The organism is Mesorhizobium sp. P2_F5, assembly GCF_056403715.1.
In genome coordinates this window covers 146724-167596 of the sequence record NZ_JBFUEY010000005.1, presented here as the reverse complement: position 1 = coordinate 167596, position 20873 = coordinate 146724, and the positions used below count along the sequence as shown (strand labels likewise).

Annotated in this window: 23 protein-coding genes; 17 read left to right on the top strand and 6 right to left on the bottom strand. The window is 63.0% G+C overall.

All coding sequences use genetic code 11. The annotated features are described in order from the left end of the window. Positions 1-10: 10 nt before the first annotated feature. On the bottom strand, positions 11-475 hold the full coding sequence (locus AC1DYO_RS10120; RefSeq protein WP_477262754.1) for an N-acetyltransferase family protein: 465 nt from the start codon (positions 473-475) through the stop codon (positions 11-13). A gap of 15 nt (positions 476-490) precedes the next feature. Between AC1DYO_RS10120 and AC1DYO_RS10115 the strand changes: the two genes are divergently transcribed. The 3 genes from AC1DYO_RS10115 (at position 491) to AC1DYO_RS10105 (ending at position 2362) form a co-directional block, all read left to right on the top strand. Then, entirely contained in the window at positions 491-787 is a 297-nt protein-coding gene (locus AC1DYO_RS10115; RefSeq protein WP_477262752.1) for a hypothetical protein, read from the top strand. A gap of 20 nt (positions 788-807) precedes the next feature. Continuing rightward, on the top strand, positions 808-1155 hold the full coding sequence (locus AC1DYO_RS10110; protein ID WP_477262750.1) for a hypothetical protein: 348 nt from the start codon (positions 808-810) through the stop codon (positions 1153-1155). Positions 1156-1285: 130 nt separating this feature from the next. Then, positions 1286-2362, top strand: a complete 1077-nt coding sequence (locus tag AC1DYO_RS10105) for a YeiH family protein (protein ID WP_477262748.1) — start codon at positions 1286-1288, stop codon at positions 2360-2362. Here the strand turns inward: AC1DYO_RS10105 and AC1DYO_RS10100 are convergent. Further along, positions 2359-2856, bottom strand: a complete 498-nt coding sequence (locus AC1DYO_RS10100) for a GAF domain-containing protein (RefSeq protein ID WP_477262746.1) — start codon at positions 2854-2856, stop codon at positions 2359-2361. The two genes, AC1DYO_RS10105 and AC1DYO_RS10100, sit on opposite strands and share 4 nt — an antisense overlap. 182 nt (positions 2857-3038) lie before the next feature. Between AC1DYO_RS10100 and AC1DYO_RS10095 the strand changes: the two genes are divergently transcribed. The 5 genes from AC1DYO_RS10095 to AC1DYO_RS10075 all read left to right on the top strand — a co-directional run bounded on the left by AC1DYO_RS10095 (position 3039) and on the right by AC1DYO_RS10075 (position 9200). Next, positions 3039-3935, top strand: coding sequence for a GlxA family transcriptional regulator (locus AC1DYO_RS10095; protein WP_477262915.1), 897 nt, complete (start codon positions 3039-3041; stop codon positions 3933-3935). Positions 3936-4240: 305 nt separating this feature from the next. Further along, positions 4241-5545 carry a M24 family metallopeptidase gene (locus tag AC1DYO_RS10090; RefSeq protein ID WP_477262744.1) on the top strand — a complete coding sequence of 435 codons (1305 nt, stop codon included), beginning with the start codon at positions 4241-4243 and terminating at the stop codon, positions 5543-5545. Next, positions 5546-6223 carry an isochorismatase family protein gene (locus AC1DYO_RS10085; RefSeq protein WP_477262742.1) on the top strand — a complete coding sequence of 226 codons (678 nt, stop codon included), beginning with the start codon at positions 5546-5548 and terminating at the stop codon, positions 6221-6223. A gap of 8 nt (positions 6224-6231) precedes the next feature. Next, entirely contained in the window at positions 6232-7290 is a 1059-nt protein-coding gene (locus AC1DYO_RS10080) for an alpha/beta hydrolase (protein WP_477262740.1), read from the top strand. A 269-nt stretch (positions 7291-7559) separates the two neighbouring features. After that, entirely contained in the window at positions 7560-9200 is a 1641-nt protein-coding gene (locus tag AC1DYO_RS10075; RefSeq protein WP_477262738.1) for an ABC transporter substrate-binding protein, read from the top strand. Positions 9201-9320: 120 nt separating this feature from the next. On the opposite strand, the gene AC1DYO_RS10070 is transcribed toward AC1DYO_RS10075, so the two are convergent. Continuing rightward, positions 9321-9728 (bottom strand): hypothetical protein, encoded by a 408-nt coding sequence (locus AC1DYO_RS10070; RefSeq protein ID WP_477262736.1) that lies wholly within the window; start codon positions 9726-9728, stop codon positions 9321-9323. 146 nt (positions 9729-9874) lie between these two features. On the opposite strand from AC1DYO_RS10070, the gene AC1DYO_RS10065 reads away from it, so the two are divergent. Continuing rightward, the gene (locus AC1DYO_RS10065; RefSeq protein WP_477262734.1) at positions 9875-11560 is read left to right on the top strand and encodes a hypothetical protein; all 1686 of its coding nucleotides are present in this window, start codon (positions 9875-9877) and stop codon (positions 11558-11560) included. A 117-nt stretch (positions 11561-11677) separates the two neighbouring features. Here the strand turns inward: AC1DYO_RS10065 and AC1DYO_RS10060 are convergent, their stop codons facing one another. Then, positions 11678-12412: a hypothetical protein gene (locus tag AC1DYO_RS10060; protein ID WP_477262732.1), complete on the bottom strand. Its 735-nt coding sequence runs from the start codon at positions 12410-12412 to the stop codon at positions 11678-11680. 63 nt (positions 12413-12475) lie between these two features. Beyond that, positions 12476-13258: a hypothetical protein gene (locus tag AC1DYO_RS10055; protein WP_477262730.1), complete on the bottom strand. Its 783-nt coding sequence runs from the start codon at positions 13256-13258 to the stop codon at positions 12476-12478. A gap of 150 nt (positions 13259-13408) precedes the next feature. On the opposite strand from AC1DYO_RS10055, the gene AC1DYO_RS10050 reads away from it, so the two are divergent. The 8 genes from AC1DYO_RS10050 to AC1DYO_RS10015 all read left to right on the top strand — a co-directional run bounded on the left by AC1DYO_RS10050 (position 13409) and on the right by AC1DYO_RS10015 (position 20108). Next, on the top strand, positions 13409-14041 hold the full coding sequence (locus AC1DYO_RS10050; protein ID WP_477262728.1) for a DUF4129 domain-containing protein: 633 nt from the start codon (positions 13409-13411) through the stop codon (positions 14039-14041). Next, positions 14038-15240, top strand: a complete 1203-nt coding sequence (locus AC1DYO_RS10045; RefSeq protein WP_477262726.1) for a DUF4350 domain-containing protein — start codon at positions 14038-14040, stop codon at positions 15238-15240. The genes AC1DYO_RS10050 and AC1DYO_RS10045 overlap by 4 nt, the downstream gene beginning before the upstream one ends. Continuing rightward, positions 15227-16183 carry an AAA family ATPase gene (locus AC1DYO_RS10040; protein WP_477262724.1) on the top strand — a complete coding sequence of 319 codons (957 nt, stop codon included), beginning with the start codon at positions 15227-15229 and terminating at the stop codon, positions 16181-16183. Before AC1DYO_RS10045 ends, AC1DYO_RS10040 begins: the two co-directional genes overlap by 14 nt. After that, entirely contained in the window at positions 16180-17490 is a 1311-nt protein-coding gene (locus AC1DYO_RS10035; RefSeq protein ID WP_477262722.1) for a DUF58 domain-containing protein, read from the top strand. The genes AC1DYO_RS10040 and AC1DYO_RS10035 overlap by 4 nt, the downstream gene beginning before the upstream one ends. After that, positions 17487-18506: a stage II sporulation protein M gene (locus tag AC1DYO_RS10030; RefSeq protein ID WP_477262720.1), complete on the top strand. Its 1020-nt coding sequence runs from the start codon at positions 17487-17489 to the stop codon at positions 18504-18506. The genes AC1DYO_RS10035 and AC1DYO_RS10030 overlap by 4 nt, the downstream gene beginning before the upstream one ends. Beyond that, the gene (locus AC1DYO_RS10025) at positions 18493-19353 is read left to right on the top strand and encodes an RDD family protein (protein ID WP_477262718.1); all 861 of its coding nucleotides are present in this window, start codon (positions 18493-18495) and stop codon (positions 19351-19353) included. Before AC1DYO_RS10030 ends, AC1DYO_RS10025 begins: the two co-directional genes overlap by 14 nt. A gap of 77 nt (positions 19354-19430) precedes the next feature. Then, entirely contained in the window at positions 19431-19814 is a 384-nt protein-coding gene (locus AC1DYO_RS10020) for a hypothetical protein (RefSeq protein ID WP_477262716.1), read from the top strand. A gap of 54 nt (positions 19815-19868) precedes the next feature. After that, a complete protein-coding gene (locus AC1DYO_RS10015; protein ID WP_477262714.1) occupies positions 19869-20108 on the top strand; it encodes a hypothetical protein in 240 nt (79 codons plus the stop codon). Positions 20109-20123: 15 nt separating this feature from the next. Here the strand turns inward: AC1DYO_RS10015 and AC1DYO_RS10010 are convergent, their stop codons facing one another. After that, positions 20124-20810 (bottom strand): D-lyxose/D-mannose family sugar isomerase, encoded by a 687-nt coding sequence (locus AC1DYO_RS10010; RefSeq protein ID WP_181061752.1) that lies wholly within the window; start codon positions 20808-20810, stop codon positions 20124-20126. Between the last annotated feature and the right edge of the window lie 63 nt (positions 20811-20873).

Below are 20873 nucleotides of genomic sequence, written 5' to 3'. Positions count from 1 at the left end.
GATTTGCCCGCTATCGCGTCAATCTCTTGCTCATATAGACCGTCATGCCGCCCATGAACGGCTCCTCCCGGTCGATCGTATAGCTATGCCTTTTGTACAACAACACATTGGCCTCGAAGGCTCCGTTGGTCAGCAGGCGCAGTTCGGCGCGGCCGGCCTCGAGCGCCTTCTGTTCGGCCCGGTCAAGCAACAGCCGGCCGATCCCCCTGCCTTGCGCTTGCGGTGCGACGCAGACATTCTCGATCCAGAGGTGATCGTCGGCCAGCATGGTCTCGATCATACCGACAATACGGTCATCCTCGACGGCGACATCGAACGGATGCTCGGCAACCGCCTTGTCGTAGTCGGCGCTCATCGGCAGCGGCTCGCGGCCGATCACCGGCACCCATTTGGCATAGGCGGCGCGTACGATGTCCCTGATCGTGGCGGCATCAGCGCGTTCGGCCGGCCGAAACCGGATGGAAGAATTGGTCATGACAAGGCTCCAGACATGAAAACCCCGCCAGCTGATATCGCGGGCGGGGCTGGAAACGAACGAACCGGAATTTTATTGGGCCGGTCCTTGTCGTCGCGCAATCGGCTTGCCGCTCCGCACTGTGCAGGGGCGGCGTCGCTTGGCGATGGCGAGCGAGAAAACGAACATGAGGCCAAGCTGGAGCGGAAATCGCGGCCCGTCAAGACGATGCGCCATCAGGCCCACACGATCGGCCACGTCTGGCCGGTCGCAGACAAGGGGGCCATCCAAGCGCAACACTTGTCGGTTATCACTACCTGTGATTACTTCTGATCTCAAAGCGGGAGGATGAAATGAGCCGATACAGTATCTTCAAAGACAAAATAACCCGCTTAACGTTACTCGTGGTCATTGCTTCCAGCATTGTAGGTTGCGCCTCGACGGGCTCCAATTGGACTATGCCGCCAGAGATGTACAAAGCGATGCAAACAGGGCTGCGGACCAGCCCGGAGTACCGACGAAAGGCGCTCGCGATCTGTCTTCGGCACTACGACGCCACACCTCTGGATTTTCGCCAGCGGGTAGCCGCGCGCGAGCACATTCCCCTGAAGAGCGTTTCACTCATAAAATGCCGGCGACTGCTGAGCGATGTCGCGAAAAACCGCAAGACATACAACAACTACAAGAAACTTGGCACATAGGCCGAATGCCTATCACCTCGGCGTGCGAGCGTATTCGTTCGTAAAAATCGATCATTCCAAACAAAACAATTCGTTGGAAAGATTGGTTCTGGAATGGCATTCTCCTGGGGTACTTGCCTGGAGAATTGCATTGTCTTCCGCCACCCACATCGCGAACGATATTCCGAAACGCCTGATACCTGCCGATCTGGCCGCGGGCCGCAAGCGGCTCGATTCAGTGTGGAATGGCGTTATCCCCGGTGTCGTGCTGGTGGCGATGATCACCGCTGTGGCCTTCTCGGCCCACAATGTCTCCGGCTTCGCGCTGTTCAGCCCGATGATCCTCGCCGTCGTCGCCGGCATGATCTATTCCAACGTGCTCGGCACGCCTGCCCACGCCAAGGCCGGCATCGCCTTCTCGCAAAAGCGCCTGCTGCGCTTTGCCATCGTCCTGCTCGGCTTCCAGCTCACGCTCGGCCAGGTCGTCTCCATCGGCGCCGGCGGCGTCGGCATCGTGGCGCTGACACTTGGCGCCACCTTCGTCTTCACCATCACGCTCGGCCGGCTGATCGGCGTCGACCGCAAGCTGGCGCAACTGATTGCCGCCGGCACCTCGATCTGCGGCGCCTCGGCCATTGTCGCCACCAACATCGTCACCGATGCGCGCGACGAGGACGTCACCTACGCCGTCGCTTCGATCACGCTGTTCGGCACCGTCGCCATGCTCGGCTTCCCGCTGCTGGCGCCGGTGCTCGGCCTCGACCAGCATGCGTTCGGCCTGTGGGCCGGCGCCTCGATCCATGAGGTGGCGCAGGTCATCGGCGCCGGCTTCCAGAATGGCACCCAGTCCGGCGAGATCGCCACCGTCGCCAAGCTGACACGTGTCGCCATGCTGGCGCCGATGGTCATCGCGCTCGGCCTGATGGCGCGCCGCAAGACGAGCAGCGATCGCTCAAGCGATCAATCGGCGGCGCGGCCGCCCATGCCGTGGTTCGTCGCCGCTTTCGTCGCCGTCGTGGCGCTGAACAGCCTGGCCACCGTACCAGCCGAAGTGAAGTCGGCGATGGCACTCGGCACCACCATGATGCTGACCATGGGGCTCGCCGCCATGGGCCTGCAGGCCAACATTTCGCAGCTGCGCTCGCGCGGCCTGCGCCCGCTGGTGCTCGCCTTCTCGGCCTTCCTGTTCATCGGCTGCTTCAGCCTGATGCTGGTGAAGTTCGCTTAGTCCTCGAAAGAGCTTGCGGCGACATAGATCGCGGCCAGCGCCTCGATGCCGGCCTGGTCGTCCTTGTCGAAGCGGCCAGGCGTCGGGCTGTCGAGGTCGATCAGGCCGAAGACGCCGTCATTGTCCCTCAGCAGCACGACCAGTTCCGAGCGCGAGTCGGCGTCGCAGGCGATATGCCCGGCAAAGTCGTGCACGTCCTTGACCAGCATCGACATTTCAAGATCGATCGCCGTGCCGCACACGCCCTTGCCGACGGCGATGCGCACGCAGGCCGGCTTGCCCTGGAACGGCCCGAGCACCAACTCCTCGTCGGAGGCGAGGAAATAGAAGCCGGCCCAATTGAGATCGGGCACCATCTGGAAGATCAGCGCCGATGTGTTGGCGGCATTGGCGACCGAGTCGTTCTCGCCGTCCAGCAGCGCCTTCAACTGGGTGGCCAGTTCGCGGTAGAAGGCTGGCTTGTCGGTGCTGTCGATGGTCTGAGCCGCAAACATGGTTCGTCTCCGTTGCCGGCGAGCCAAAAAGCCCGCTACATCTCCTGTCTGCCACCAATGATGCGCTCGGGAAATACACAATTGTGAATACCGTCCATGCCAGCAGAAGACAGGACCGGGTGCAACCGGCGGCGAGCGAAGGTCCCCTCACCTTCGCCGTGCTGGTGTTTCCCGGATTTCCGATGATGGCTTTCAGTTCGGTGATCGAACCGCTACGCGCCGCCAATGTGCTGGCCAAACGGGAGTGTTATCGCTGGGTGATCGTCGGCGCCGACCAGGGCACGGTCGAGGCGTCCAATGGGGTTGTCATACAACCGGGATTCTCAGCCTCTGGAGCGCCAAAGGTCGACCGCATCGTCGTCTGCTCTGGCGGCAATGCCGACCTCGTCGTCGCCGACGATGCGGTTGCCTGGATGCGCAAGAGCCTGCGCGCCGGCGCCCATATCGGCGCGGTGGCCGACGCCGCCTTCTTCCTCGCCAGGGCCGGCCTGCTCGACGGCCATGCCTGCACCTTGCACTGGACCAGCCAGGCAGCCTTCACCGAAGCCTTCCCGGACATCGAGCTTCGGCGCGACCTCTACGTCATCGACCGCAAGCGTTTCACCTCGGCCGGCGGCGTCGGCAGCCTCGACATGATGCTGGAGATCATCACCAACGACTATGGTGGCGAGCTCGCGGCGGGCGTCGCCGAATGGTTCGTGCACAGCCCGTTGCGCTCGAGCGTCGACCGCAAGCTGATGCCACTGCGCCTGCGCACCGGCGTCCAGAACGAACTGGTGTTGTCGGCCATCGCCATCATGGAGGATGCGGTCGAGGAACGGCTCGGCATGACGGAGCTGGCGGCAAAGCTCGGCGTCTCCTCCGACAAGCTCGAGCGCAATTTCCGCACCGAGCTCAGCATTTCGCCCAATGGCTACTACCGGCGGCTCCGGCTGCGGCGCGCCGCTGATCTGCTCGCGCATTCGACGCTGATGGTGCGCGACGTGGCGCTGGCTTGCGGCTTTGCCTCGATGTCGAGTTTTGCGAGGGCGTTCAGGGAAGAGCATGGGCATGCACCGAAGGCCATGCGTCGGCATTAATTTTGCGAGATGCTGGCGGGACAGCGCCCCCCCTCTGTCCTGCCGGACATCTCCCCCACTTGGGGGGAGATCAGATATCGCCTCGGCTTTCGCCAATCACAGACGTTGCAGGGGTGGGCGAGGCATAGAAGCTGCTAATCTCCCTCCTTGTGGGGGAGATGTCCGGCAGGACAGAGGGGGGCGCGAAGGAACGCTGCCCTGCGGCTTTCAATTGAAGCAGCCTGCGGCATTGCGAACGACATCTGCGGAATCCCGCACAGACTTTGCCTAGCACCGAACTATGTTCAGGCCTTCAGGAGGCACTCATGAGCATCGTCGTATTCGACCCCGACAGCACCGAGGACGTGGACTTCAAAGACCGCATGCGCCACCCGGCCGCTGCTGACTCTGCCGGCGGCATGTGGCTGTCGGACACCGAGCCGTCCTTCATCGATGCCGATGCTTTGCGCAAAGGCCGGCTGGCGAAACTGCGCGGCTGGATGCGCGAGGCCGGCTATGGCGGCGTGGTTTTGTTCGACCCCTACAACCAGCGCTACGCCACCGGCTCGCGCAACATGTTCGGGTATTTCCTGCGCAACTCGACGCGCTATTTCTTCATCCCGACCGACGGGCCGATCGTGCTGTTCGAGTACCCGCAGAGCTACCATGTCTCGATGGTGCTCGATACGATCGACGAGGCACGGCCGTCGAAGCTGGTGTGGTCTTCGGTGTCCGGCCGCGACGACGAGACCGCCGGTCCCTTCGCCGACGAGATCACCGAGCTCTTGAAGAAGCACGGTGGCGGCTCGATGAAGCTCGGGCTCGACCGCTGCAGCCATCTGCAGGCGCTGGCACTGGAAAAGCGCGGCTGCGAGGTCAGGGATTGCCAGGGCGAAATCCTGGCGGTGCGTGCGGTCAAGACGCCTGAGGAGGTCAAATGCCTGCAAGTGTCGATGGCCGGCGCGGAAGCCGCCGTCTATGCCGTGCGCGAGGCGATCAAGCCCGGCGTCTCCGAAAACGACCTGTTCGCCATCATGTATGGCGAGGTCATCCGCCAGGGCGGCGAGTTCATCGAGACGCGGTTGCTCACTTCGGGCCAGCGCACCAATCCGTGGTTCAACGAGGCCAGCGGCCGCAAGATCCGGCCAGGCGAATTGCTGGCGCTCGATACCGACACGATCGGCTGCTACGGCTATTATTCCGATTTCTCCCGCACCTTCCGCTGCGGGCCGGGCAAGCCGACCGACTATCAGAAATCGCTGTACCGCATGGCGCACGACCAGGTTCAGCACAACATTTCGATCGTCAAGCCGGGCATGGCGTTTCGCGAGATCGCCGAAAAGGCGTGGAAAATCCCGGACCGTTTCGTCGACCAGCGCTATACCTCGGTCATGCACGGCGTCGGCATGCATGGCGAGACGCCGTTCATTGCCCATGCGATGGATTACGAGACCTATGGCCGCGACGGTTTTGTCGTGCCCGGCATGGTGGTGAGCGTGGAAAGCTATATCGGCGAGAAAGGAGGCCGCGAGGGCGTCAAGCTGGAGGACGAGATCCTGATCACCGACACCGGCACCGAGCTGTTGTCGCGCTTTCCCTATGAGGACGAGTTTCTTGCAGGGGCTGCCTAGATGAAGGCGCCGATCTCGATCAAACGCGGCACGGTGGCCGCTGTGTTCATCGACCTCCAGGAAGAGCATCGGCAGGACAAGCGCTATCTGGTCGAAGGCTATGGCGAGGTGCTGGCAAACGTCCAGCGCCTGCAGGCGGCGGCGCGGCGCAACTTCGTGCCGCTCTATCACTGGGCCTATATCGTCGACACCGCCAAGGCGCGGCCATTCCATCCGCTCGATGCCGACGGCAAGTCGGCCTTTTCCGACAAGAGCGATCCGCTGACCGAGATTTGTCATGAAGTGGCGCCGGCCAATAGCGAAGCCTTGCTGATCAAGGCAGAGGCCAGCGCCTTCCGTTCGGGGCCGGCGGCACGCGACCTCAAATCCGGCGGGATCGAGTGGCTGATCGTCGCCGGCGTGTGGACCGAGGCCTGCGTCGACGCCACGGTGAAGGACGCGGTGGCATCCGGCTTTCGCGTGCTGCTGGTCAAGGATGCCTGCGGCAGCGGCAGTGCCGCCATGCACCAGACCGCCATCCTCAACCTTGCCAACCGGCTTTATGGCGGCGCCGTCATCAACACGATAGACGCCTGCCGGCTGATGGCGGGCGACACTGTCGATGCATGGCAGGTCGAGGGCTCGGTGCCGCTGCGCTTCACCTTTGAAAACGCCGAGCGGCTCTACGACGGGCTCTGAGCGGCAAGATGGGCACGGTCCACAAGCTCAAGACAGCCAGACGGGGAAAATACGCCACAAGGCTGGACCCGGCGCTGTGGGATTATATCGACCTGGTCAACGACTGGTTCCCGCCCGAAATCGCCGAACTGCCGATCGCCGAGCAAAGGTCGGTCTACGACGCGATGTGCCGCGCCTTCCATCAGGGTTATCCCAAGGGGGTTTCGGCCAGCGACGGCATCATTGCCGCCGATGAAGGACACGCCATCCCGATCCGCTACTACCGGATGGCGGGCAAGCCCGTGCGCGCCATCGTCGTCTATTATCATGGCGGCGGCTTTGTGCTGGGTGGCTTGGACAGCCATGACGACATCTGCGCCGAGATCTGCGCCGGCACCGGTTTCGACGTTGTTTCCGCCGAATACCGGCTGGCGCCTGAACATCCGCACCCGGCCGCCTTCGACGACGCGCTGACCGTGTTCGAATGGGCGGCGGTGACGACGGACCTGCCGATCGTGCTCGTCGGCGAAAGCGCCGGTGGCAACCTTGCCGCCGCCGTCGCGCACGCATCGCGCCGCAACCCGCGCTGCGCGGTCGGCCAGGTGCTGATCTATCCCGGCCTCGGTGGCGACGAGAGTGCCGGCTCCTATGTCGAACATGCCAACGCGCCACTGCTGGCGCTGTGCGACATCGAATTTTACCGCAATATCCGCTCCGGCCCGGCGCAATCGCCCGATGATCCGACATTTTCGCCGCTGAGCGACAACGATTTCTCCGGCTTGCCGCCGACCGTCACCATCACCGCCGAGTGCGACCCGCTGTCATCGGACGGCGAGACCTATCGCGACCGCATCGTTGCCGCGGGCGGCCGCGCCTGGTGGTACGAGGAGCCGCGGCTGGTGCACAGTTTTCTGCGCGCCCGCAAAAGCGTGGAGCGCGCCGGCGAGGCGTTCGTATGCACGCTTGCGGCCATCGCCGCCGTCGCCGTGCTCGGCAAGAACGACGAAGCGCTGATCTCCCCCCTCGTGGGGGAGATGGCCGGCAGGCCAGAGGGGGGCGCGAAGGATCGCGGCCCTTCAATACCCTAAAATAACGCAACGATTGTCTGCGAAGACACTCCAGTCGACAAACGGGATGGCGGGACAGCGCCCCCTCTGTCCTGCCGGACATCTCCCCCACAAGGGGGGAGATCGGCTGCACTCCACTGCGGAGCAACGCACAAGAACTGCGGAAAAGCGAACATTTCCTGGTATCGGCCCGCCCTATCATCACCTGCTCAGGCAATGGCGCTCCGGCGGTCGCATCCGCCCCCAGCAGAGGCGATGCGTCGGGGCGCCCAACTAAAGAGGGAACGACGATGAAATTCATGCTGACCGATCGTAATTTGCACCCACAGGCGAAGCCCGTTGCCGACGACTTCAGAAAGGGCGGCGTCAACCGGCGCGAATATCTCGCCATCATGGCCGGCTTCGGCGTCAGTGCTGCCGGCGCGCTGGCTCTGGGTGGCCTCAGCACGTCGCCTGCCCGGGCCGAGGAGCCGAAGCGCAGCGGCACCTTGCGCGTCGCCATGAACGTCAAGGGGTTCAAGGATCCGCGCACGTTCGACGGCGTCGAGATGTCCAATGTCGCGCGCCATTGCAACGAATATCTGGTGCGCTGGAACCGCGACTTCACCTTCGAACCGTGGCTACTCGAAAGTTGGGAAACCAGCGACGACGCCAAGACAATCACTCTGCATGTGCGCAAGGGCATCGCCTGGTCGAATAGCGATGCCTTCAACGCCGACGACGTGATCCACAATCTGACGCGCTGGTGCGACGCTTCCGTCGCCGGCAATTCGGTCGCCGCGCGCATGGGCGCGCTGGTCAACGCCGACACCAAGAAGCCGGTCGATGGCGGCATCGAGAAGGTCGACGACTTCACCGTAAAGCTCAATCTGCCGAAGCCCGACATTTCGCTGATCGCCGGCATGGCCGACTATCCGGCGCTGATCATGCACCGCTCCTATGAGGGCGGCGACGACCCGATGAAGGCGTTGGCGATCACCACCGGTCCGTGCGAACTGGTCAGCTGGAATGCCGAGACCAGCGCGGAGGTCAAGCGCAAGGACAAGCCGTGGTGGAAGGGTGACTTCTACCTCGACGGCATCAAATGGGTCGACTACGGCTCCGATCCCAACGCCATGCTGTCGGCTTTCGAATCCGGCGAGATCGACACCGACCACGAAACCGCGTCCGACGCGGTCTCGCAGACCGAGCAGATGGGCCTGCTAAATTCCGAGATCGCCACCGGCTCGACCATCGTCGCCCGCTTCAATGTCGGCAATGCACCCTACGACGACGTCAAGGTGCGCCGCGCCGCCCAGCTTGCGGTCGACAATTCAGCCGTGCTGGCGCTTGGTCTCGGCGGTCGCGGCAAGCCCGCCGACAACCACCATGTCGGCCCGATGCACCCTGAGTTTGCCGACATCGGCCCAGCCAAGCGTGACGTGGAGGCGGCGAAGAAGTTGCTGGCCGAGGCCGGCAAGGCCGACCACGAATTCGAGCTGATCTCCGTCGATGTCGAATGGCAAAAAAGCACCGGCGATGCAATCGCAGCGCAAATGCGCGAGGCCGGCCTGAAGATCAAGCGCACCGTGCTGCCGGCGGCGACCTTCTGGAACGACTGGAGCAAATACCCCTTCTCCACCACCGAATGGCTGGGCCGCCCGCTTGGCGTCCAGGTGCTGGCACTCGCCTACAAATCGGGTGCTGCCTGGAACGAAAGCGCCTATGCCGACAAGGAATTCGACGAACTTCTCGACAAGGCGCTGGCGACCCCGGATGCCGCCCAGCGCAAGGAGATCATGGCCAAGATCGAACAGAATTTGCGGGATGCCGGCATCATCATCCAGCCCTATTGGCGCTCGGTCTACCGCAGCTATCGCAAAGGCGTGCAAGGCTGCGAACAACACCAGTCGCTGGAGCAGCACTTCGAGAAAGTGTGGCTGGAAAGCTGATCGTCCATTCACGTCTCCGACAAATCGCGTAGCGTGCACCGAGCGTCGACTTGGCGATGCCGGGTGGTCAGACGAGTAGGCCACCCAGCAGAGCTAAGTCACCTACTTTCCGTCCTAATTCTAGCTTTTTATGGCCACCATTGTTCTTACATAGCATCGGGAGACCGCTTCCCAATCAAATCCGTTTAACGAACGGCTCTCTTTCATACAGAGCATTGTGGCTCCCAATGACATAGTGTCGTTCTTTTTCCGCGATATACTTTTCATCTGATCAAATGCGGCGGCACCGTCTTCAACACATAATTCTATAACTCGAAATTTTTCCGGAAACCGAAACGTACAGTCCGCACGAATTTCTTTGATCACATCAAAACGATCTCGGCTAATCGAAGTCACAAATTCGGCAACCATTTTCGCGTCGGCGCTGGTTTCATCTCTTGGCGAATTGACTCGAGTTTGCACTTCAGCCGCCCCGATCCCGATGGCCAATGCGCTCAGCGCCACGACGCCGAAGTGCCACAGTTTCATCCTGCCCTCCAAGAGGCAATAAGCATGACGCAGCACCTGAGTTGGTGCAAGTCGCCCATGAAGCCACCTAGTATTTGCCATGGACCTGCATTTCGGCACAGATTGCGTGACGGACCTTCGACGCAGAATACGAGACCCAATCAGGCATGGACCATTTCGACCTCGGCACCTATCGCCGTCCCATCTCCACATCCTCGGCCGAGACACAGCGCTGGTTCGATATCGGGCTGAACTGGTGCTACGGCTTCAACCATGAGGAAGGCATAAAATGCTTCGAGAAGGCGCTGGAGACCGATCCTGATTGCGCCTTCGTGCATTGGGGCATCGCCTATGCCGCCGGGCCTTTTTATAACCTGACCTGGAAAGAGCATGGCAAGGACGAGGCCGACCGCGCCACCCGCCGCTGTTTCGACCACGTCCAGCTCGCGCGCGCCCATGCGGCGAAGGCCAGCGCGGTGGAGCAGCGGCTGATCGAGGCGCTGGCCGCCCGCTTCCAGCAGCCGCATGGCGTCGAGCCGGCGGAATTCGAACAATGGGACAATGCCTACGCCGCCGCGATGCGGCTGGTCTATCGCGACTTCCCCTACGACCATGACGTGATGGCGCTCACCGTCGAGGCGCTGATGATGCGCACCGTGCGGCGGCTGTGGGATCTGAAGACCGGCAGACCGGCGCCGAATTCGGATGTGCTGGGAGCGCTGGTGGTCTGCGAGCGCTCGATCCGGCTGTCGGACGAAGCAGGTACCGCGCCGCATCCGGCGATCCTGCATCTGCACATCCATCTCCTGGAAATGTCGACGCAGCCGGAACGCGGCATACGCTCGGCCGACCGGCTCGGCACCATGTGTCCCGATGCCGGCCACATGAACCACATGCCGGGGCATATCCACGTGCTGTGCGGCGAATACGAAAAGGCAAAGCTCGCCAGCGAAAAGGCGGTGCGGGCCAACGATCTCTACCTCGCCTATGCCGGCGAGCCGACTTACTATCTGCTCGGCTGCTGTCACGACCTGCATCTGATGATGTTCACATGCATGTTCCTAGGCCAGTACCAGCCGGCGCTGTGGGCGGCCGACAAGGTGCGCAGCCTGGTCGCGCGTGACGTGGTCGCCATCCAGGACCGGCCAAAGCTCACGCAAACAGTGGAGGGCTATCATGCGATGAAATCGCATGTGCAGGTGCGCTTCGGCCGCTGGCAGGAGATCATCGACGAGCCGATGGTGGAGGAGCCGGAACTCTATGTGCTGACATCAGCCATGCAGCACTATGCCAAGGGTGTCGCGCACGCCACGCTCAAGCAGTTTTCGGCAGCCGAGCGCGAGCGCGAGAACTTCCGCAGGCATGTAGAGAACATCCCGCCGGAGCGGCGCTTCCTCAGCAACCCGACACGGGCCTCGCTGGCTGTCGGTGCGGCCTTGCTCGATGGCGAGTTGGCCTACCACCATGGTCGGCATGACGAGGCCTACGCGCATCTGCGCCACGCCGTCGAGCTCGACGACAATCTCTCCTACACCGAGCCCTGGGCCTGGATGCACCCGCCTCGCCATGCGCTGGCGGCACTGCTGCTCGACCAGGGGAACACCGAGGAGGCCGAGCAGGTCTATCGCGACGATCTGGGCCTGAGCGGCAAGGTGCAGCGCTGCGCCCAACATCCGGACAATGTCTGGGCGCTGCACGGGCTGGTCGAATGCCTGAAGCGGCGCGGCGAGAGCGTGGAGCTGGCGGGGTTGCAGGCGAAGCTTGTTGCAGCACGAGCCAAGGCGGACGTGGCGATCACATCGTCATGCCTGTGCCGGACGAGCGTGCAATCGGAGCATAGCTGCTGTCACTGAAGCATGGCCGGCCCAGCCGACCGGAGCGGCGTCGCCTTCACGAGAAAATCTCCGCCAGTTCGTCGACGCTGGTGCCTTCCTTGACCTGGCGCAGTTCGACATACGCGACGGCAACCGTCACCGACAGCATCGTCGAGAAGATGGTCGACACAAGACTGCTGCCGATCGCTCCGACAATGATCCCGACACCTGTGATGCCGCCGGTGCTGGCGATTGCCAGCCCGAAAAACAACGAGAACACCGCCTGGTCAGGGTTCGGCTGCGCGATATCGAACCGAACACGCCAAGCCTCTCCTGAACCGCAATGGGCACGGAAACCGATACGGAAATCAGCCACATAAAAGCGGGGATCAACGCCAGGGCAAGCCCGATCAGCCACCCGATTGGGGGAACGAGCCAGGAGATGAAAACCATCACGAAAACAGCCACAACCAAGGCGACGATGACCAGAATGCCTATGCCCAGCGTGGGGAAGAAGCTGCGCAATGCTATCTGGATGCAATCGCCGATGACCGGCCGTTTGCCGTTCAAATCCTCGATCGCCGCCCTGACGAGCGCCGCTTGCACCAGCAAGGCCAGCGCAAAAATGATCAAAGAAGCGACTATCGATAGGCCCGAGTAGTCTTCCATGGCTGACGTTTCGAAAGCGGCGGCGCTCCCGGCGCTGTCCGCGTTCACCATTGTAGCGACCCGGGACAGGTTCCAGAGGTTGTACAGCAGTGCGGGCAGCGTCGAGAAAAGTCCGACAATCACAGCAAGGAAACCCAGATTGCGGCCGATGACCGCGAAGCTGTTGCTGAAAACCCTGCCTATGCGGAATTTTTCCGGTCGTTCCTGCGCCCGTGACGTCACGATGCCTCCTGCCCTGACACGCCTTGACCCCAATTGGGTCAAGGCAATGCAAAACCTCTCGGCTTACGAGAATATCTCGGCCAGTTCGTCGACGCTGGTGCCTTCCCTGACCTGGCGCAGTTCGACATAGCTGACCGCGGCGGCGACCGACAGCAGCATCGACATCACGCTTTGCACCAGCCCAGCGACGATGGCCGCGACGATGCCGTGAAACAGGTAGACAAACACGCCAGCCACCCCCTGGATGACCATGGCGATGATGATCAGGATCAGGAACAGGCCGAACAGCGACCAGCGGCTGCCCTTGGTCAGGGCGCGGCTGCGTGACATCGAACCAAACACGCCGAGCCGCTCCTGGATCAGAACCGGCACCGCAACCGACCAACCGAGCCACAGGATGATGCCGGGCACGATCAGAGCGATCATAGCCAGGCCCGCCCCCAGGGCAACGAGGAAACCTACCGCCAGGGTCGGCAGCAAAAAGCGAATGGCAATCTGCAGGCAGTCGCCAAAGGTCGGGCGCTTGCCGTTCAAATCCTCGATCGTGGCCCGCACAAGCGCCGACTGAAGCAGCAGCGCAAAAATGGAGCTTACGAAAATGGCGACAAACGAGACCCAGGAATTGCGAAACGCGAAGAGAGGGTCGGCCGCGATGCCTGGATCGACCGCCACGATGGCTTGCATGCGCGATTCGGTCCACAGCTGGAGCAGGATCGTCGGCAAACCTGAAAACAGAAATGCAAGTCCGACGCAAAGGACGACATTGCGGCCGATGACGGAGAAGATGTTGTTGAATACCCTGCCGATCTGAAATTTCTCGGGCCGAGCAAATGTTGCCGAAGTCATGATGCGCCCCCTGTTTCATCGCCGAATATTGTCCGGCGACCGCAGTAGTAAATTTGCCAAGATTGGTGAGCGGCGTCTAGCCCACTTGCAAATGTTGCGCTGCATTGTCAGTGTCGGCGCGCGAACCGCAGGTTGCATGGGGGCAAAAAGGTGACTGCTGCACAGCCGGACGCTGCGCAAGCCGAATGGCTGGCCAAACTGCACAAGCAGTTGCTGTCAGACGATTCGATCCAGTTCGACCTGCCGGCCTTCAGGCCACCGGAGACGCCCGAGTGGCTGAAGCCGCTGGGCGAATTCCTGAAATGGCTCGGCCCTTATATGATCTATCTGTTCTGGGGCGCGGTGATCACAGGTGCTGCGATCATCCTGCTGCTGATTTTCCTTGAGGTGAAAGGCGTCGCCTGGCGCCTGCCCTGGCGGCGCAAGAAGAGCGTGACCGAGGCGGAAGCGACATGGCGTCCCGATGTCAGTGCCGCGCAGATCCTGTTGTCGGAAGCCGATGCGCTGGCCGCCCGCGGCGAGTATGACGAGGCGGTGCATCTTTTGCTTCGCCGCAGCGTCGCCGACATTGCCGGCCGCCTGCCTGACTTCCTGCGCCCGTCGCTGACGGCGCGCGACATCGCCGCTGCTGCTTCGATCCCGGTGCGGGCGCGCAGCGCCTTTACCCAGATCGCACGCATTGTCGAGGCGGCGCTGTTCGCGCGCCGGCCGGTCGGACCCGAGGGCTGGCAGGAGGCGCGTGGCGCCTATGAGCGATTCGTCTTCAGGGATGCCTGGGTGTGAGCGCTTCGACCGCCGACATCGCCCAGCAGGAACCGTTCAGCCGAAGAACGCTGTTCTGGGGCATTTTTGCCAGCCTGCTCGCGGCGGCGGGTTTCTTTCTGTTGTCCACCTATGCGCCCGACTTCCGCCAGCCGAGCGTCGGCGGCGCGACGCCGCTGTCGAAGAGCGGCATTGGCTATGCAGGCTTGGCGGAATGGCTGAAGCTGACCGGCGAAGCGCCCGATATGGCGCGGTCCGACAGCGACCTTGAGACCGACACAAACCTCTTGATCGTCACCATTTCGCCCGACAGCGACCCGGATGCGCTCGCCAACATCATCAAGCTTCGCAAGGGCCTGGATACGCTGTTCGTGCTGCCCAAATGGGCGACCTTGCCGCTGTTCCAGCATGAGGGCTGGGAGATGAAGATCCAGCGGCTGCCGGACGTCGTGGTGAACGATTGGCTCGGCCGCATCGCCAAGGCGACGCTCGGCGAAGGCAACGCCACGGCAAAGCAGATCGATGTCTACGGCCTCGTCGTCAGCGCTCCCGACCAACTGCAATGGGTGGCCGACAAGAATCCGCTCATTGCTGCCGGCGACGGCAAGGCTGTTCTCACCGAGCTCAACGATGTCTACATCCTGACCGACCCCGACCTGATTAACAATGCCGCGCTGAAGGATCCCGACAAGGCGGCGGCGGCGCTCAAGCTGATCGAGTTCCTGCAGTCCGAAGAGGGTCCGGTGATGTTCGACCTGACGCTGCACGGTGTCGGGCGGAAATACGATCTCGCCAAGCTTCTGGTCGAGCCGCCTTTCCTGGCGTTGACGCTGACCATCCTGGCGGCGGCGGCACTTGCCTTCCTGCATGGCCTTGGCCGGTTCGGACCCCCACGGGCCGATCAGCGCGCCATCGCCTTCGGCAAGCGCGCGCTGGTCGACACTACGGCGATGCTGTTGCGCCGTGCCGGCCGGCTGGAGGAACTGGGCGACCGCTATGGAGCCCTGGCGCGGGTGCGCGCCGGCGCGCTGCTCGGCGCGCCGCATGGTTTGCAGGGCGAAGCGCTCGACCGCTGGCTCGATTCCCGCGATAAGGACGAACCCAGCGGATTCACGACCCGCCTGCAGGCCGCCGACGCGGCAAAGACCCTGACACAAATGCATGAGGCAGCCGAAAAGCTGCACGACTGGACGGCAAGGAGGCTCGGTGAACGTCGATGATGTGAAGGCCCTGGCGACACAGATCAGGGAAGAGGTGGCCAAGGCCATCACCGGGCAGCACGATACGGTCGATCTGATGCTGACGGCATTGTTCGCCGGCGGGCATATATTGCTCGAGGGACCACCGGGAACGGCCAAGACGATGACGGCGCGCTGCTTCGCCCAGGCGCTGGGCGTCGTCTATGGCCGCATCCAGTTCACGCCGGACCTGATGCCCGGCGACATCGTCGGCTCCAACATCTACAATTTCCAGTCCGGGCAATTCACGCTGACGCGCGGCCCGATCTTCTGCGACCTGTTGCTTGCCGACGAAATCAACCGCACGCCGCCCAAGACGCAGGCAGCCCTTCTGGAGGCGATGCAAGAGCATGCTGTCACCTTCGATGGCACCACCCATTCGCTCGGCCCGAATTTCATGGTGGTGGCGACGCAGAACCCGATCGAACACCAGGGCGTCTATCCCCTGCCCGAGGCCCAGCTCGACCGCTTCCTGTTCAAGCACCGGGTTAGCTACCCCGGCCCCGAAGAGGAAAAGGCGATCATCATCCATCACGGCGGCGGCACCGCCTCGCATGATATCAAGCAGTACGGCATCACCGCCCAGGCCGACCGCAAGACGCTGGAAAAGGCGTTGGCGATCGTCGGCGAGGTCACGCTGGTCGATGATGTCGTCGACTATATCGCAAGGCTGGTGCGGGCGACGCGCGCCAGCCCCGATCTCGAGGTCGGCGCCAGCCCGCGTGCGGGCGCCATGCTGGCCAGGGCAGCACGGGCCCGGGCAGCACTCGACGGGCGTGCCTATGTCATCCCCGACGACGTCAAGGCGCTTGCGGTGCCGGCGCTGCGCCATCGCGTGATCCTTTCGCCGGCGGCGCAGATCGATGGCCGCCTGGTCGAGCAGATCGTGACCGACCTTGTCGACCAGACGGAAGCGCCACGTTGATCTATCCGAGCGGCCGGGCAGTCTGGGCAGGTGCGGCAGGTGCAATACCGGCCTTCCTGATCGCGCTCGCGCTGCCGTCGCTGTGGTATCTCGGCCTGCTGTGGATTTGCGTGCTGCTTGCTTTCCTGGCTGTGGACGCGGCCGCCGGGCGCGGACGGGCTTCCCTGGACGCCAGCATCCATGCACCGCCGCAGGTCAGCGTCGGCGGCCAGTTCACCGTCAATGTCACTGCCAGGCTCAGTGGACGGCCGCGAGCCGTGCAGGCGCGTCTCGGCCATGATGAGCGGCTGGAGCCGCTGGGCGGCACCGGCGGCGCATTGACTGCTAAGGCCGGCAGCGCATCGCTCGACCTCAAATTTCAGGCGCTGCGGCGCGGCATTGCCAGGTTCGACCGCCTGTGGGTGCGCTGGCGCGGGCCGTTCGGGCTGGTCTGGAACCAGGTCGTGCTACCGATGGACAGCAAGGTCGCGGTGCTGCCCGATGTCAGCAGCGCCCGCGACGAAGCGATCACGCTTCTGCAGCGCCAGTCGCTGCCCGACGGCCACGCGCAACGCCGTGCCGGCCAAGGTCGCGAGTTCGAGGCACTCAAGGACTACCAGCCCGGAATGGGCCGGCGGATGATCGACTGGAAGCGCAGCGCCCGCCACGGCAGGCTTCTGGCGCGCGAGTTCCGCATCGAGGAGAACAACAATATTGTGCTCGCCATCGATAGCGGCCGGCTGATGTGCGAACCCGTCGACGGCGTGCCGAAGGTCGACCGCGCCGTCACCGCCGCCTTGCTGTCGGCGTTCATTGCGCTGAAGGGCGGCGACATGGTCAGCCTGTTCGGCTTCGATGCGCGGCCGCGCGTTTCCAGCGGCGCGGTGCGCGGCTCGGCAAGCTTCGCCATGATCCAGAAGCGGGCGGCCGAGATCGACTACTCCACCGAGGAGACCAATTTCACCCTGGCGCTGACGACGCTTGCGGCGCGGCTCGACCGGCGCTCACTGGTGATTATCTTCACCGATTTCGTCGATCCGATCAGCGCCGAACTGATGCTGCGTACCGTCGGGCGGCTCACCGAACGGCATCTGGTGCTGTTCATGATGATGAAGGATGTCGAGCTGGAGACACTGGCCGACATGCCGCCGGACACACCAGAGGATGTGGCGCGTTCGGTCGTCGCCGGCGGTCTGCTGCGCGAAAGGCAGGTCGTCATCGGCAGGCTGCGGCTGCTCGGCGCGCATGTCATTGAGGCCGACCACCAAAGGCTGGGGCCGGCGCTGGTCGAGCGCTATCTCGAGCTCAAGCGGGAGGATCTGTTGTGAACGCGCTGGTCGGCAAGGATGCCGTGCGCCAGTCACTGGCGAGCTTCCGTTCGGAGCGCGAGGCCGACTGGAAGGCGTTCGAGGCGCTGCTTGCCCGGGTCGAGAAACGTGCGCCGCGCACGCTGTCGGAAGACGAGCTTTTGTCGCTGCCGCTGCTCTACCGTTCGGCGCTGTCCTCGCTCTCGGTGGCGCGAGCGACGTCGCTCGACAATGCGCTGGTCGGCTATCTCGAAGCGCTCTGCCTGCGCGGCTATTTCTATCTCTATGGCGCACGCCGCGGCTTGCGGCAGCGCATCGGCGATTTCTTCCTGCATGACTGGCCGCATGCCATTCGCGATTTGTGGCGCGAGACCTTGCTGTCGGTCGTTCTGACCTTTGTCGGTCTCGGCGCCGGCTACTGGCTGGTGGCGAAAGACAAGGGCTGGTTCGACGCCATCATTCCGCCGAGCCTGGCCGGCGGGCGCAACCCGGACGCCTCAGCCGAAGTGCTGCGGCAGGTGCTTTATGACGGCGCCGACAGCAATTTCCTGTCGGGCTTCGCCGCCTATCTGTTCACCCACAATGTCCAGGTGGCGATCCTGGCCTTCGCGCTCGGCTTTGCCTTCGCCGTGCCGAGCGTGCTGCTGATCCTGATGAATGGCTGCCTGCTCGGCGCGTTGTTCCAGATCTACGTCGCCAAGGGGCTTGGCATCGAGCTGGGCGGATGGCTGTCCATCCACGGCACCACCGAGATGTTCGCGATCGCGCTTGCCGGCGCCGCCGGCATGCGCATCGGCACACGCATCGCCTTCCCCGGCGAACTGACCAGGATGACGGCGGCGGCCGATGCCGGACGCGTGGCCGCCACCACCATGGTCGGGGTGACGATCATGCTTTTGTGTGCCGGCCTGCTCGAAGGCATCGGCAGGCAGATGATCACCAGCGACCTTACGCGCTATGCGATCGGCGGTGGCATGCTGACGCTGTGGCTCTGCTATTTCTATTTGTTCAGGGTGGTGCGGCATGGCGACCGCTAGGCGCGCTGCCGTCTCGACGATACGGCCGCTGATCACGCCGGAAGGCGTCGATCTCCGCATCAAGCTCGCGGATGCCGGCACACGGGCCGCCGCCTTCCTGCTCGACTTTGTCATCATCATCGTCACCGCAATCGTAATCTCGATCGTCGCGCTGTTCGGGCTGGCCGGCCTCAATGGCGAAGGCGCGCAGCCGCTGTTCATCGTCTGGATCATCCTGATCTTCTTCCTCCGCAACGCCTATTTCATCGTCTTCGAGGCCGGCCGTCGCGCCTCCACGCCCGGCAAGCGGATGCTCGGCATCCGGGTGGCGTCGCGCAGCGGCGCCGGCCTTTCGGTCGATCAGGTCATCGCCCGCAATCTCATGCGCGAGATCGAGATTTTCCTGCCGCTGTCGATCATCCTCGGCCGCAGCGAGATGGGGCTGGCCGACACGCTGTCGACGATCTTCGGACTGGTCTGGGCGCTGCTGTTTGCGCTCTTCCCGCTGTTCAACCGCGACCGCATGCGGATCGGCGACCTGTTGGCCGGAACCTGGGTCGTCGAGGCGCCGAAACTGGCGCTGGTCGAGGATTTGTCGCAACGCCAGAACGCACGCGCCTTCCGCTTCACCCAGGCGCAGCTCGATGCCTATGGCATCGCCGAACTGCACAAGCTGGAAGAGGTGCTGCGCCGCGACGACTATTTCGCGCTGAAAGCCGTGGCCGAGACGATCGGGCGCAAGATCGGCATGACGATCGAGCCGGTCGATTCCAGGGCCTTCCTCACCGCCTATTATGGCGAGTTGCGGGCTCAACTCGAACGCAAGCTTTTGCTGGGAACGCGCAAGGCGGATAAGTATCAGCGGTGAGCTGTGCCTCAGATGGGAGTCGATACGTGAGACATTGCTTCCTGAACATAGTTGATAAAAGGGTGTTTGCAATTCCGATGGCTACCACCCGCGACGGCTGGGAGAAGTTCGCAGGTCCCGTCATCATGATTGGCGAGCTACCTTCGATCTCCGACCAAGAGATTGGTCTAGCAACACTGACCGCGCTTGGTGCTTATGCCAGCGATGTGCCAGACGACATCGCACACACGGTCGTTCTTGACAGATCTGCTTCGCGCTTCGGCTTCAAGTCATACAACTCACTCCTTTGGAAATCCCGTCAGATGTCGGTCGACCACGAAAGTGATGACAAATTCACGCTTACCCCCTATGCCAAAGCCAACAGAGAGAGTGCCATACCGCTGGACACGATTTTGTCCTCAACAGGTGCACCAGAGGATCTCGGACACGCTGTTCGAGAGTGCATTTCGCTTTGCCGTTAACAGCGTTAATCGGCCACCATGAACACATCTCCGTCGGAACTTGAACTTCAGGAAATGGAAGCGCGCGCTGCCGCCGCCCAACCCGGCCCATGGAAATCATGGGTCGAGGGCCGGGATTTTCTGAGCGGATCGAATTTCATTCAAACCGGTGAAGGCGCGGATCGCGGCGACGATATCGAAATGGGCGGCGCCACGGCCGAAGACCAGGATTTCATGGCCGCGGCACGGCAGGACATCCCTCGCCTGATCGCCGAGGTACGCAGATTGCGCGCACTTCTCAATCGAACGAAGTAGGGCGGCGAGAGCCGTCTACCCCACCCACTTCTCATAGTCGGACACCAGCAGGTGCACCGGCGCGACGTCCTCGTCGATGTTGGAGAAGCGGCCGATCGGCTCGCGGAAGACGTTGTCGGTGAGATCGTCATTGACGGTCGAGACCTCGCCGATCAGTACATCCTTGCCCTCGGCCCAAAAAGCGTGCCAGACCCCGGGCATCAGTGTCACGCTCTGGCCGGGATCGAGCTTCAACAGCCCGCCGGCCGGCAGCCGGTGGATGGTGCCGTCGACCGGCACCGACACCTCGGCCTTCGGATCGATGCCGCCGTCGCGGTCGTGCATGAACAGTTCGAGCACCAGCTTGCCGCCGCCGCGGTTGATGATGTCCTCGGCCTTGATGTTGTGGCGGTGCATCGGCGACAACTGGTCCTTGCGCGAGATCATGATCTTCTCGGCATAGAGCATGCCCATGCCCTTCTTCATGTCGGCATAGACGCCGTTGCGCACGGTGAACAGGAACAGGCCGAGTTCGTCGAATTTCTCCTGGCCGTAATCGGTGATGTCCCAGCCCAGCCGCGAGCTGAAAATGGCCGCGGAGTCAGCCTTGCGCGCCTTCATCTCTTCCGGGCTCCAGTAGGCGAAGGGCGGCATGATGTAGCCGAACGAGCGGATGAAGGCGTCGGCATCGCGGATGATGTCGTTGACGGTGGAGCGTTTCATGGTCGTGATCCCTTGGCGTCGCGTTCCTGCCTAAAGCGCATAGCCGAACAGCGGTGCGGTGTC

Bases quoted from the DNA above. Each gene is read 5' to 3' on its own strand.
- AC1DYO_RS10120 (WP_477262754.1), bottom strand. From the start codon at position 475: ATGACCAATTCTTCCATCCGGTTTCGGCCGGCCGAACGCGCTGATGCC.
- AC1DYO_RS10115 (WP_477262752.1), top strand. From the start codon at position 491: ATGAAAACCCCGCCAGCTGATATCGCGGGCGGGGCTGGAAACGAACGA.
- AC1DYO_RS10110 (WP_477262750.1), top strand. From the start codon at position 808: ATGAGCCGATACAGTATCTTCAAAGACAAAATAACCCGCTTAACGTTA.
- AC1DYO_RS10100 (WP_477262746.1), bottom strand. From the start codon at position 2,856: ATGTTTGCGGCTCAGACCATCGACAGCACCGACAAGCCAGCCTTCTAC.
- AC1DYO_RS10095 (WP_477262915.1), top strand. From the start codon at position 3,039: ATGATGGCTTTCAGTTCGGTGATCGAACCGCTACGCGCCGCCAATGTG.
- AC1DYO_RS10090 (WP_477262744.1), top strand. From the start codon at position 4,241: ATGAGCATCGTCGTATTCGACCCCGACAGCACCGAGGACGTGGACTTC.
- AC1DYO_RS10085 (WP_477262742.1), top strand. From the start codon at position 5,546: ATGAAGGCGCCGATCTCGATCAAACGCGGCACGGTGGCCGCTGTGTTC.
- AC1DYO_RS10080 (WP_477262740.1), top strand. From the start codon at position 6,232: ATGGGCACGGTCCACAAGCTCAAGACAGCCAGACGGGGAAAATACGCC.
- AC1DYO_RS10075 (WP_477262738.1), top strand. From the start codon at position 7,560: ATGAAATTCATGCTGACCGATCGTAATTTGCACCCACAGGCGAAGCCC.
- AC1DYO_RS10070 (WP_477262736.1), bottom strand. From the start codon at position 9,728: ATGAAACTGTGGCACTTCGGCGTCGTGGCGCTGAGCGCATTGGCCATC.
- AC1DYO_RS10065 (WP_477262734.1), top strand. From the start codon at position 9,875: ATGGACCATTTCGACCTCGGCACCTATCGCCGTCCCATCTCCACATCC.
- AC1DYO_RS10055 (WP_477262730.1), bottom strand. From the start codon at position 13,258: ATGACTTCGGCAACATTTGCTCGGCCCGAGAAATTTCAGATCGGCAGG.
- AC1DYO_RS10025 (WP_477262718.1), top strand. From the start codon at position 18,493: ATGGCGACCGCTAGGCGCGCTGCCGTCTCGACGATACGGCCGCTGATC.
- AC1DYO_RS10020 (WP_477262716.1), top strand. From the start codon at position 19,431: ATGGCTACCACCCGCGACGGCTGGGAGAAGTTCGCAGGTCCCGTCATC.
- AC1DYO_RS10015 (WP_477262714.1), top strand. From the start codon at position 19,869: ATGGAAGCGCGCGCTGCCGCCGCCCAACCCGGCCCATGGAAATCATGG.
- AC1DYO_RS10010 (WP_181061752.1), bottom strand. From the start codon at position 20,810: ATGAAACGCTCCACCGTCAACGACATCATCCGCGATGCCGACGCCTTC.